This is a genomic window from Cupriavidus sp. 05N38 (assembly GCF_056397345.1).
The window spans coordinates 26,929-39,321 of record NZ_JBFTNF010000067.1; the positions used below are offsets into that span (position 1 = coordinate 26,929).

Below are 12,393 nucleotides of genomic sequence, written 5' to 3' on the forward strand. Positions count from 1 at the left end.
CCGGTGCCGGTTCGCCGGCCGCGGCCGCGGGCCAGCGCGGACTCAGTAGCGCACGTTGAGGTTCACGATTGCCGCGCGCCCCGGCGCGATGGACGCGTAGTGGCTGGCGTAGGCCTGGTTGTAGTAGACCTTGTTGGTCAGGTTCAGCAGGTTGAGCTGCAGGCCCACGTTCTTGTTGATGCGGTACGCGGCCATGGCGTCGAAGCGCCAGTACGAGGGCACCCACTTGTTGGTGGCTTCGCTGCCCCAGATCTTCGACACGTAGTACGCGCCACCGCCCACCGTGAGCTTGGGCATGGCCTGGTAGGTGGTCCATGCGCTGAAGCTGTCCGCCGGGGTGTTGGGGAAGGACTGGCCGTCGGTGGCACCGAAGGCAATCCCGGAGCCGCCGTTCTTGCGCAGCTCGCTCTTCAGGTGGGTATAGCCGCCGAACACCGCCCACTTGTCGGTGACATTGCCGGCGAAGCCGAGCTCGACCCCGTCCACGCGCTTGTTGCCGGCCATGACCGCGGTGCCATCCTGCTGGACGATGCGGGCATTGGTGGTCTCCACGCGGAAGATGGCCGCGGTCAGTTGCAGGCGCTTGTTCAGCACGTCCCACTTGGTGCCGAGTTCGACGGCACGGTTCTTTTCAGGGGCGAGCTGGTCGCCGCGATTGCCGGCGCGGTCCGGCGCCAGCGCATTGCCGTCGCTGCCCTGGGACAGGAAGGAGCCGGCCGGCGTGGACGAGGTACCGTAGGAAATGTAGATGCTGCCGTTGTCCACCGGCTTGAACACCAGCCCGAACTGGTAGTTGAACAGGTTATCGTTGCGCGAGTATTCGGCGCGCGTGCCGTTGGCTGCGCGGGCGGCCTGGAAGTTGGCGGTGTAATGATCGAAGCGCACGCCGCCATTGAACAGCCATTGCTTGCTCAGCTCGATCGAGTCGAAGGCGTAGACCGAACTGGTGGTGGTCTTGGAGTTGGTCGGGTTGTTCGCGCGCGTGATCGAACCAGCCCACGGATCGTTCGGGTTCGGGTTGAACAGCGTGGTGCAGTTGTAGCCGCCGGCGGCGCCGGGACCGCTGGGGCAGCGGTTGCTGCCGGTGGCCACGGTATAGCTGTCGTTCTCGCTCTTTTCCTGCCCGAACTCCACGCCGAAGGCGTACTTGTGCTTGACGGTGCCGGTGGCGAATTCGCCGGACAGGTCGGTCTGGTTGGCGATGGTCTTCGCGGTAGCGACGCGCGTGTTGACGCGGCGCCAGACCATGTCGTAGTAGATGTTGCCCTGGCTGTCGTCAGGCTGCGTCCAGATATAGTCCTGCGTGGTGCGCGCAAACCGGGTTTGGTTGCGGAATTTCAGCGCCGGGCTGAAATCGTGCTCGAAGCGCACCGTGCCCATGTCGGCCTTGTCCTTGCGGAAATCGCGGTCCAGCAGGCCGTAGTACGTATTGCGCGGCACGTTCACGGGCGAGCCGTCGCCGGCCAGGCGCGTGCGCGGGCGGCCATCGGTGCGGGCGTTGAACGTGGGGTTGTTGTAAGGGATGCCGGTGTCGGGGATGTCGTCCGACTGCATGTGGTAGTACGACAGCGTCAGACGCGTGTCGGTACCCAGCCCGAACGCGACCGACGGCGCGAAGCCCCAGCGGTTGGCGTGCGTGGCGTCGCGGCCGGGCACGTCGGCATCGTGGTACATCGCGTTCAGGCGGAACGCCGCGTGGTCGGCAAACTTCCAGTTGCCGTCGGCGGTGCCGCGCTTGTAGTCGGCGTTGCCGAGGCTGACGTTGCCTTCGGCGAAGCTGGTCAGCTTGGGCGCCTTGCTGACGATATTGATGCTGCCGCCCGCGGAGCCGCGGCCGTCGTAGGCGCCGGCCGGGCCCTTGGTGACTTCCACCGACTCCACATTGAACAGCTCGCGGCTTTGCGAACCGATATCGCGGAAGCCATCGAGGAAGGTGCTTGCCTGCGCGTCGTAGCCGCGGATGAACGGGCGGTCACCCACCGGGTTGCCGCCTTCGCCGGCACCGAATGCAATGCCGGGTACGGTGCGCAGCACTTCGCTCAGGCTGGTCGAAGCAGTGCTCTGGATCACTTCCTGGGGGATGACGGTGATCGACTTCGGGGTATCGAGCAGTGCCGCGGGCGTCTTGATCGAGGAAGCCGTGTCTGCCTTGAAGCCGCTGTCGGCGGCACCACTCACCGTCACTTGCGGCAATTCCACGTGCGACGCGGTATTGCCCGTGGTCTGCGCCGCCACCGGAGCGGCTGCGACCGCCATGCCGACCGCGCCGGAAAGGCGGGGGATGGCGTTAGATCTCTTGCTTTTATCGATGGCGACAACAGTCTGCACGATTACCTCTGTTTTATTGAATGGTAGTACGAATGAGAGTAATTATCATTTTATGTTATATGTCCGTCAAGACATACATTCGAACGATGTGTAGCGAAAACGTTACATTTATCGGGTGAGTTACGCGGTGGGGCCTGGCATCAGGTGCGTCGCAGGCAAGGGGGATGCGCCCGCCGAATGGAGCTGGCGGGAGGGAGACGAGGCGCGCAGACGGGCGGATGGCAGCCCGGACTGGGCGACCGGCATGACGCCGGTCGAGGGGATGAATGGAGCAGGCGCCTGGGTTGGCCCGTCATTCGGTCAGTCGAAACGAACGCAGCGCCTTGCATGGTTTCGTGGTTCCACTGAAAGCAGATGCGATCCATTGTCACCTGCACCACAACCATCAAATCGTAGGATTTCGCTGCAAAGCGCTGCGGAAACTTCTGTCTTTCGATATTTACTCGAACTGATACGAGTCAGTGCGTTCGGGCCCCGACCTGCGCCCGGGCGCCTTCGACGGCAACGAGCGCAATGCCGGCTGGCGCGGCGAGACCGGGGAGCACCGCCGTATCGTGGCCGCGCAGGTTGGCAACAGCTGGCGTCGCCAGGATACGGCCGCCAGCCTCGGCATCAGCCGCAAGGTACGGTGGGAGACGATGCGCAAGTTCCGGATCGCGGACAACGAGACCGGGCCCGCCTGAGCCCGATCTCCCCGCAAGGCAGGCCGCGCCTCAGAACGTCTTCTTGCCGCGCTGGTAGGTGCTGACGACGCGGTTCAATTCGGCCACCTGCGCGGCGACATCGCCGTGCAGCGCGCGCGCGATGCCTTGCATATAGCCGAGCAGCTCCTGCTTGGCCGCTTCGGCGAACTCCATGGTGACGGCCTGGTCCTCGTACAGCAGCACGTAGGAGCGGGCGAAGCCGTACAGCAGGAAGTAGGCCGCGGCGTGGGCGGGATCGGTATCGATCAGGTCGCGGGTGGCGTTCTTGACCGCCACGAAGGCGTCGGTGCCGGGGAGCGAATCCTGGAATTGCTGGAGCGTGGTTTCAAGCGTCATGGCGCAATGCGGTGAGTGAAGGCTGGGTCGGTTGAACAAAGACTACGCGAAGAGAGCGTCTGTGAAAGCCTGTGAAAGTCTGTGAAAGAGAGTCCGCAGGATTCCGTGGAGGCCGGGCTATACGCTGTTGAGCATGCGCCGCAGCAGCGCGGCGCCGTCGCTGCCCTTGTAGGCGCGTTGCCACAGATCGTTGACCATGGCCGTGTAGAGCCGCACGGCCTCGGGCGCGGCGGTGACCGTGGCGATGCCGGTCGACACATTGGGAAACTCGCCAAAGCGGAAGGGACTGGTCGCCACATACGCCCGGCCCGGCCGCTCGAAGACCTGGAACGTCACGTTGGGCATGCTGCCGTCGACGATGCCGATCTGCAGGCCGATCGGCTGCGCGTCGAGCAGTGCGATGACCCGCTCGATCTCGCGCCGCGCCGCCAGCGAGCGTTCCATGCGCACCGCGGGCGGCAGGTCCAGGCGCCCCACCAGTCCGAAATGCACGAAGCGCTCCAGCGAGCGCAGGTCGATCAGGCTGGTGATGGGCGGCACGCTGCGCGCGAACGATTGCTTGCGCTCTTCGAGCAGCGCCAGCAGCGCATCGATGGTGGGCTGCGGCGCCGGCTGCGGGCTCTCCGCCAGCATCTGCCGCAGATGACCGGCGTAGTCCGGCGAGGTCAGCAGGTAGGAGATCGGCTCGAAATGCGCCAGGATGCGGGTGGCGCCGTGCTCGAGCTGGCGCATCCGTTCGATATATGCGACCGCCGAGTGGTAGTACTCGGACTCCACGCCGAGCATCGATGCCAGCGACGTGCCCAGCAACTGGGCCAGCCGCCCGAGCGTTTCGATCTTGACGATGTCGCCCTTTTCCATGCGGTAGATGGCGGCGCGCGAGACCCCGAGCTGTTCGGCAATGGCCTCGGCTCGCATGCCCGCGCCCAGGCGATAGGCGCGCAGGCGGTTGCCGATTTCCACGAAATCGACGGGCATCCCGGCAGCGAGCGGAGCATCCATCCTGAAAATCTCAAAAAGAAGACATGGCCTATCCTAGCATGCAAGATCCCGGGATGGCGAGTGCTGGCAGGCAGTGCATGCCACACCGCAGGCGGCATCGAGGCCGCCCGACGCCGTTTCTTTCCCGCGCGTCGCGCGCATGGCGGGTGCAAAGGCTTTGCGCTTCCTTCGCGGCTCTTGAACAAATCTGGTGCGGAAGATGACCGGATGGGTCCAGTTTGGTCTCGTAAACGATACTTGGCTAGATTTTTGGATGGCATGTATATTGCGGCCCGCACCAGGGCGTGGCGATCATCGGGCTGCTCGTTGATCTCCCCCCGCATTACGCAAGATATATAGCAAGCGCGCCCTCACAGGCGCAGGAAAGGAATCCGATGAACAAGTCCCTCGCCGCGGTGCTGTCCGCCGCCGTCTCGCTGTCCTTCGCCGTCGCCGCCGCGCCTGTCGCCGCGGCCGGGTATCCCGACCGGCCCATCACCATCATCGTGCCCTACGCGGCCGGCGGCAGCAACGATCTGGTGGCGCGCGTCCTGGGCCAGCGCCTCGGGCAGGATCTCGGCGTCTCCGTGGTGGTGGACAACGCGCCCGGCGCCAGCGGGACCATCGGCGCGATCAAGACCATCAACGGGTCGGCCGACGGCTATACGCTGCTGCTGGGCTCCAACAGCGAAATCTCGATCGCCAGGCTGACCAACCCGAAGATCCGATATGACGGCCAGCGCGACCTGACACCGCTGCGCATGGTGGGCTCGCAGCCCATGGTGCTGGTATCCGGCGCGCAGTCCGGCATCCACGGCGTGGACGGCTTCCTGGCACTGGCCAAGAGCAAGAAGCCGGTGAACTACGGCACCTCGGGCATCGGTACGCCCTTGCACCTGTCGGGCGAACTGATCCGCGCCGCCAGCAAGGTCAATATGACCCACGTGCCGTACAAGGGTGGCGCGCCCGCCATCGCCGACCTGATGGCCAACCAGATCGAGCTGGGCGTGCTGGTGCTGTCCACCGCGCTGCCCCAGATCAAGTCCGGCAAGCTGGAGGCCATCGGCGTGACCTCCGCCACGCGCTCGCATGCGGCGCCCAATATCCCGGCGCTGGCGGAGAACAAGGCCATGGCCAGCGTCGACATGCGTCTGTGGTTCGGGCTGTTCGCGCCGGCCAGCACGCCGAAGGCCGTGACCGACAAGCTGTCTGACGCGCTGGCGCGTGCCATCAACGCGCCCGAGGTGAAGAACAAGCTGTCCGAGGCAGGCGTCGATATCGACGCCAAGGATGCCACGGCGTTCCGCGCCTTCATTGCCAGGGAGACCGAGGCGTACCGCAAGATCGTCAGCGAAGCCAACATCCAGGAATAACGCCCGGCACCTTGCCGGCAGCAACGCCCTGAAGACAAGAAGCCCGACGCGAGCGCGCCGGGCTTCTTGTCTTTCAGCGGCAGGCCCGCCGGGTCAGAGCAGGCGGATCTGCTTGACCTTGAACTTGGGCTCGCCCACCCAGTCCTTGTCGTATTCACCGGTCAGCTCTACCTTGGTGGCCGCGCCGACAGGCTGCCCGGCCGGCCACAGCTTGTGCTTGATCTTGACCCGCATCCGCCCGGTGCCGTCATCGAAGCTGTAGAGTTCGTCGCCGATGCTGCTGACGATCTGCCCGGTGAGGACCGCCGGCTGGTCGTCCTTGCCTTGCGCCTGCAGGCTCTTGACGGTGGCGCCCGGCACGGTGGACGGCCCGGTGTATTGCGCTTGCGCGGCCATGGCTGCGGTTGCAAGTGCGGCTGCGATCAGAATGCGTTTCATCTTGTTCTCCTGGTTTTGCATGGCCGGGCATGGGATTGGCCCGGCGTGCCGTGGGCTGGCGCCCTTGCACCAGCATTTGTGCATTGTGCGGAGCACGCGCTGAACCGGAGCTGAACGCCGCGCCGGGCGTTTATCATGTCGCCTGCCGCGGCCGGCCAACACGGGCCCGCGTTTCGCACAAGGCTCGCCAAGAGCTCATGAAGGGCCCAGGAAGGGCCCGCACAGGGATTCCATATTGCGTTTTCTTCACACTGCCGACTGGCATCTCGGGCGCGTCTTCCATGCGCGCAGCCTGCTTGAAGACCAGGCCTGGGTGCTCGATCAGTTCGTGGCGCTGGTCCGCGAGCGCAAGCCCGATGCGGTGCTGATCGCCGGTGACGTCTATGATCGCGCGGTGCCGCCGCCCGAGGCGGTTGCGCTGCTGGACGACGTGCTGGCGCGCATCGTGGTGGACGCGGGCGTGCCGGTGGTGATGATCGCCGGCAATCACGACAGCGCGCAGCGGCTTGGTTTCGGCGCGCGGCTGCTGACCGCGCAGGGCCTGCACGTGGCGGGCCGTACCGAGCGCGACGCCGCCTGCGTGACCTTGTCCGACGCGCATGGCGAAGTGCGCATCTATGCCTTGCCCTATGCCGAGCCCGCCACGGTGCGCGATACCTTCGGCGTGGAAATGCCGGGTCACGAAGCGGCCATCTCCGCCCGCCTCGATGCGATCCGCGCCACGCATCCGGCCCATGCGCGGTCGGTGGTGGTGGCGCATGCCTTCGTGATCGGCGGCGAGGCCAGCGAATCCGAGCGGCCCCTCTCGGTGGGCGGCAGCGGCGCCATTGCCGCGGGCGTGTTCGACGGCTTCGACCTGGTGGCGCTGGGGCATCTGCACCGGCCGCAGACGCTGGGCGAACGCATCCACTATTCCGGCTCGCTGCTGAAGTATTCGCTGTCGGAGGCCGCGCATGCGAAATCGGTCTCCATGATCGAGCTGGGTGCCGACGGTGCCGTCGCCATCGAGACCATCGCCCTGGCGCCCCGGCGCGAGCTGCGCATCCTCGAAGGCGAGCTGGCCGCGCTCGTTGCGCAGGGCGCGGCCGATCCGCGGCGCGACGACTATATCCACGCGGTGCTGACGGATACGGGCGCCTTGCTCGATCCGATGGCTCGCCTGCGCCAGGCCTATCCCAATGCGCTTGCGATCGAGCGTGCGGTGCTGTCGCGCTCCGGCGAGGCAAGCGCCGCGGGCCGGCGCTTGCGCCAGCTCGACACCGGCGAGCTGTTCGCCAGTTTCTTCCGGGAGGTCGCCGACGAAGAACTCGACGAGGGCAAGCGCCATGCGCTCACGCAGGTGCTGGAGGGCATTGCCGCCGCCGACCGGGAGTCCGCATGAGACCGCTGCACCTGAAGCTGCAGGCGTTCGGTCCGTTCGCCGCCTGCGAGGAGATCGATTTCAGCCGGCTCGGCGAGCAGGCGTTCTTCCTGATCCACGGTCCCACCGGCGCCGGCAAGACCACCTTGCTCGACGCCATCTGCTTTGCGCTCTATGGAGATACCTCGGGCGGCGAGCGCAGTGCGCAGGACATGCGCAGCGCCAACGCCGAGGCGGGCCTGCGTACCGAGGTGACCTTCGAGTTCAGCCTGGGCGCGCAGCGCTACCGGGTCACGCGCTCGCCCGCGCAGGACCGCCCCAAGCTGCGCGGCGACGGCATCGTGAAGGAAACCCCCAAGGCCCAGCTCGACAGCATGGACGAGGCCGGCTGGACCAGCAAGGCCAGCCAGCCGAACCGGGTGGACGAGTTCGTGCGCAACCTGCTTGGCTTCGACAGTAGTCAGTTCCGCCAGGTCATCGTGCTGCCGCAGGGGCGTTTCCGCGAGCTGCTGACGGCGGACTCCAAGAGCCGCCAGGCGATCCTCGAGCGCCTGTTCCGCACCGAGCTGTACCGCCGCGTGGAGGAACTGCTCAAGGCCCAGGCCGCGGGCATACGCCAGCAGGCGGAACGGCTGCGTATCGAGCAGTCCGCCTTGCTGCAGCAATATCAGCTCGATTCCGTGGCGGCGCTGCGCGAGCAGGTGGCGGCGTTGCAGGCGCAACTCGATGAACTCGGGCAACGCGAGGGCGTCGCGCGCGCTGCGCTCGAGCATGCCAGGCTGGCGACCCAGCAGGGCGAACAGGCCGACGCACGCCTGCGCGAGCAACGCGAAGCCGAGGCGGCCCACGCGGTGCTCGCGGCACGGCAGGCTGAGGTGGCGGAACAGCGCGAACGCCTGCGCGCGGCACGCAGGGCCGCGCAGGTGCGGCCCCTCGAGCAGCATCTCGCGCAGGCTGCGCAGGAGCACCGGCAGGCACAACTGGCCCTGGCAAGCGCCGGCGAGCACGCCAGCGCTTGCGCCGCCGTTTCCACGCGCGCGGCCGCCGCGCTCGCCGTGCAGACCGCGCGCATCGGCGAGCGCCAGCAGATGCAGAAGCAGGTGGCGGAGCTGGAGGCCATGCTGCCGCAGGCGCAACGCCTGGGCGCATTGCAGGCCGCACTGCAGCGCGCCGCTGCCGGGCAGGCACGCGCGGCAGCGGCGCACGCGGATGCCGCGCGTGCGCAGGAACAGGCTGCCCTTGCGATGCGCCAGGCCGAAGCCGGCCTGGCCCAGGCCGAGGCCGGCGCGCAGGGCCTGGAGACGATCCTGCTCAAGCAGGCGGATCTGGGCCGGCAGGGCACCACGCTGGACAAATACGCCACCGCCCTGGCGCAGGCGGGACAGGCCCGGCGCCAAGCCGAGGCCGCACAGCACGCGGCGCAGCAAGCCGCCGCGCGGCAGTCGGCCGCGGCCCTGCTTTTGCGCGAGACCGAGCAGGCTTGGCGGGCCGGGCAGGCGGCGCGGCTGGCGGCCAGCCTGCGCTCCGGTGAGGCATGCCCGGTCTGCGGCAGTGCCGCCCATCCGCAACGCGCCCTGCAGTTCGATGCACCGGTGGCGGACGAGGTCCTGGACCAGGCGCGCGAGGACGCGCGGCTGGCGGACCAGGCCGCGCACGCGGCGTCCGCCGCTGCGCAGGGCGCGCTGGCGGCACTGACGCTGCGCCAGGATCAGCTGGAAGAATCGCGCGCGGCCGTCGACGCCCCCGGCATGCCGGCCAACGCGGCAGCGGATGCCGATGCCGCCAGGCACGCGCTTGCCGAGGCCGGCAAGGCGCTGCGCGCGCAGCAGCAAGCCGCGCAGGCCGCCGCGGCGCAGCGCCAGGCACTGGCCGCGGAACTTGAGCGCCAGCGTGGCGCGCTGGCCGCGGCCGAAGCCGCCATTCGCGCCGCCGATGCCGCCGCGCAGGATGCGGCGCAAGGCCACGCCAGGCTGCAGGGCGAGTGGCAGGCAGCCAGCGAACAGGTACCGCCGGAGCGGCGCGAGCCGGAACAGCTCGCGCGCGCGCTGGAGCAGGCACGACACGAACTGGCCGCATGCGATGCCGCGCTGGCGGCCGCCCAGGCTGCCGACAAGCAGGCCGGCGCCGGTCTTGCCGCGGCGCAGGCGGCGCAGGCGGCCGCGCAGGCCAGCATGGCCGGCAGCGCGCTGCGCGAGCAACAGGCCGACGCGGCATTCGCGGGCGCGCTGGCCCAGGCCGGCTTTGCCACGCCGCAGGCTTATGCCGAAGCGTGCATGCCGGAGGCGGAGTCCGTGCAGCTCGAAGCCCGTGTCCAGCGTTTCGACCTCGACCTGGCCGCGGCCACGGATCGCCGCGAGCGCGCTGCCGCCGCCGCGCGCGACCTGGCGGCACCCGATCTCGACACCCTGCGCCGGGTGCAAGCTGAGGCCACCAGCGCGCTGGAAGCGCTGGTGCGCCAGCAGGCCGACCTGCACCGTGGCCGCGAGAACCTGCTGCAATGCCAGCGGCGCCTGGACCGGCTGGCCAGCGACGGAGCGGACATCGAGCGCAGCTACGCGGTACTGGGGCGCCTGGCCGAAGTGGCCAACGGCAACAACCCGCGCCGCATCACTTTCCAGCGCTTCGTGCTGGCTACCCTGCTCGACGAGGTGCTGGAGGCAGCCTCGCTGCGGCTCATGCGCATGAGCCGCAGCCGCTATGAACTACAGCGCGTGCGCGAGCAAGGCGACCTGCGCGCGGCGGGCGGGTTGGACCTGGAGGTGTTCGACCACAACACGGGCATGGCGCGTCCGGCCAATACCCTGTCGGGCGGCGAGGGCTTCCTGGCCTCGCTCTCGCTGGCGCTGGGCCTGGCCGACGTGGTGCAGTCGCGCTCGGGCGGCATCCAGCTCGATACGCTGTTCGTGGACGAAGGATTTGGTACGCTCGACCCGGAGAGCCTGGATTTCGCCATCCATACCTTGATCGACCTGCAGCAGGCCGGCCGGCTGGTGGGCATCATTTCCCATGTGGCGGAGTTGCGCGAACGCATCGATGTGCGGCTGGAGATCCGGCCCGGCGCCTCCGGCAGCCGGGCGGAACTGCAACTGCCCTGAGCGGCCCGGGGGCGACGGGAAAGGCGTAAGCTGCGAAGACCGCCCGCCGCCACCCGTGCCGCCAGCCCGCGGGCCGCATCGCGGCAGGGGTGTCCGGCTAACGCACAAGCGATTTGCCGGCGCCTTGACCGCCTTCCGAGCGGGGGTGTAATCTGTTCATTGTGCGAATTGAGGTTCGCAATTAGAACAAACCAGAATAATAAGAAAAACCAAATTCTGTTGGATTCGTGTCCGGCAGCACGCTCCTGCGGCAATCGCGGGGCGGGCGGGCCGGATGGCCCTTCCGGCAGGACTGTCCGGAGACAGCGTTTCCTGCGCCGCCTGATGTTCCCTCCTTGGCGGCCGGTCCCGGGTAGTTCGTCCGGGCTTTCGGAACTGGAACGCAAGTGATCAACAAGCTATTCGACTCGGTGGAAGCGGCCATGGCCGACATCCACGACGGCGCCACCATCCTGATCGGCGGCTTCGGCATGGCCGGCATGCCGGCACAGCTCATCGACGCCCTCATCGCCCAGGGCGCGCGCGACCTGACCATCGTCAACAACAACGCCGGCAACGGCGACACGGGGCTGGCCGCGCTGCTCAAGGCCAAGCGCGTGCGCAAGATCATCTGCTCGTTCCCGCGCCAGGCCGATTCCTACGTGTTCGATTCGCTCTACCACGCCGGCGAGATCGAGCTGGAACTGGTGCCGCAGGGCAACCTGGCCGAGCGCATCCGCGCCGCCGGCGCCGGCATCGGCGGTTTCTTCACCCGCACCGCCTACGGCACGCCGCTGGCCGAGGGCAAGGAAACCCGCATCATCGACGGCCAGGGCTATGTGTTCGAAAAGCCCATCCACGCCGATTTCGCCCTGATCAAGGCGCAGCGCGCCGACCGCTGGGGCAACCTGACCTACCGCAAGACCGCGCGCAACTTCGGCCCGATCATGGCGATGGCTGCCAATTGCCCCATCGTGCAAGTCAGCGAGATCGTCGAACTCGGCGAACTGGACCCGGAGCACATCGTGACCCCGGGCCTGTTCGTCAAGCGCGTCGTCAAGATCGACGCCGGCAAGACCCCCGTCTGAGCGACAAGGAGATCCAGAACATGCAACGCCTGACCCGCGATCAGATGGCCGCCCGCGTGGCCAAAGACATTCCCGACGGTGCCGTGGTCAACCTCGGCATCGGCCTGCCCACCCTGGTCGGCAATCACCTGCCGGCCGACCGTGAAATCCTGCTGCACAGCGAGAACGGCCTGCTCGGCATGGGCAAGGCGCCCCCCGCCGGCGAGGAAGACGGCGACCTGATCAACGCCGGCAAGCAGCCGGTCACGGTCAAGGCCGGCGGCTCGTATTTCCACCATGCCGACTCCTTCGCCATGATGCGCGGCGGCCACCTCGACTTCTGCGTGCTGGGCGCCTTCCAGGTGTCCGAGAAGGGCGACCTGGCCAACTGGCACACCGGCGCGCCCGGCGCGATCCCGGCCGTGGGTGGTGCCATGGACCTGGCCATCGGGGCCAAGCAAGTGTTCGTGATGATGGAGCACCAGACCAAGCAGGGTGAAAGCAAGATCGTGCCGCAATGCACGTACCCGCTCACCGGCATGACCTGCGTCACGCGCATCTACACGGACCTGGCCACCATCGACGTCACGCCCGAAGGGCTGGTGGCCCGCGACCTCGTCGAAGGCCTGTCCTTCGAGGAACTGCAGGGCGTAACCGGCGTGCCGCTCAAGCAGGCCGCCGCCTGACCGGCAAGCGCCATCCGCACCACGCTTTCACATACAAGCAAGAGAG

General features: G+C 67.7%; 9 protein-coding genes and 1 pseudogene. 6 read left to right on the plus strand and 4 right to left on the minus strand.

Features of this window, described 5'->3' with window-relative positions; translation table 11 throughout:
• Positions 1-42: 42 nt before the first annotated feature.
• On the minus strand, positions 43-2,256 hold the full coding sequence (locus AC1DK4_RS33575) for a TonB-dependent receptor (RefSeq protein WP_477116819.1): 2,214 nt from the start codon (positions 2,254-2,256) through the stop codon (positions 43-45).
• 551 nt (positions 2,257-2,807) lie between these two features.
• On the opposite strand from AC1DK4_RS33575, the pseudogene AC1DK4_RS33580 reads away from it, so the two are divergent.
• A pseudogene (locus tag AC1DK4_RS33580) lies at positions 2,808-3,011 on the plus strand (sigma-54-dependent Fis family transcriptional regulator); the annotation flags it as partial.
• A 30-nt stretch (positions 3,012-3,041) separates the two neighbouring features.
• On the opposite strand, the gene AC1DK4_RS33585 reads toward AC1DK4_RS33580, so the two are convergent.
• Positions 3,042-3,368 (minus strand): hypothetical protein, encoded by a 327-nt coding sequence (locus tag AC1DK4_RS33585; RefSeq protein ID WP_441621882.1) that lies wholly within the window; start codon positions 3,366-3,368, stop codon positions 3,042-3,044.
• 117 nt (positions 3,369-3,485) lie between these two features.
• Positions 3,486-4,370 (minus strand): helix-turn-helix domain-containing protein, encoded by an 885-nt coding sequence (locus AC1DK4_RS33590; protein ID WP_441621883.1) that lies wholly within the window; start codon positions 4,368-4,370, stop codon positions 3,486-3,488.
• A gap of 374 nt (positions 4,371-4,744) precedes the next feature.
• Between AC1DK4_RS33590 and AC1DK4_RS33595 the strand changes: the two genes are divergently transcribed.
• Positions 4,745-5,722 (plus strand): Bug family tripartite tricarboxylate transporter substrate binding protein, encoded by a 978-nt coding sequence (locus AC1DK4_RS33595; protein ID WP_441621885.1) that lies wholly within the window; start codon positions 4,745-4,747, stop codon positions 5,720-5,722.
• A 93-nt stretch (positions 5,723-5,815) separates the two neighbouring features.
• Here the strand turns inward: AC1DK4_RS33595 and AC1DK4_RS33600 are convergent, their stop codons facing one another.
• Positions 5,816-6,160, minus strand: coding sequence for a YgiW/YdeI family stress tolerance OB fold protein (locus tag AC1DK4_RS33600; protein ID WP_441650237.1), 345 nt, complete (start codon positions 6,158-6,160; stop codon positions 5,816-5,818).
• Between the two features lie 235 nt (positions 6,161-6,395).
• On the opposite strand from AC1DK4_RS33600, the gene AC1DK4_RS33605 reads away from it, so the two are divergent.
• The 4 genes from AC1DK4_RS33605 to AC1DK4_RS33620 all read left to right on the plus strand — a co-directional run bounded on the left by AC1DK4_RS33605 (position 6,396) and on the right by AC1DK4_RS33620 (position 12,347).
• Complete coding sequence (locus AC1DK4_RS33605; protein WP_441650238.1) at positions 6,396-7,541, plus strand: exonuclease SbcCD subunit D; 1,146 nt, start codon at positions 6,396-6,398, stop codon at positions 7,539-7,541.
• Positions 7,538-10,615, plus strand: a complete 3,078-nt coding sequence (locus tag AC1DK4_RS33610; RefSeq protein WP_477132041.1) for an AAA family ATPase — start codon at positions 7,538-7,540, stop codon at positions 10,613-10,615. Before AC1DK4_RS33605 ends, AC1DK4_RS33610 begins: the two co-directional genes overlap by 4 nt.
• A gap of 386 nt (positions 10,616-11,001) precedes the next feature.
• Positions 11,002-11,682 carry a 3-oxoacid CoA-transferase subunit A gene (locus tag AC1DK4_RS33615; protein WP_441621893.1) on the plus strand — a complete coding sequence of 227 codons (681 nt, stop codon included), beginning with the start codon at positions 11,002-11,004 and terminating at the stop codon, positions 11,680-11,682.
• A gap of 20 nt (positions 11,683-11,702) precedes the next feature.
• A complete protein-coding gene (locus AC1DK4_RS33620; protein WP_441621895.1) occupies positions 11,703-12,347 on the plus strand; it encodes a 3-oxoacid CoA-transferase subunit B in 645 nt (214 codons plus the stop codon).
• Positions 12,348-12,393: the final 46 nt, after the last annotated feature.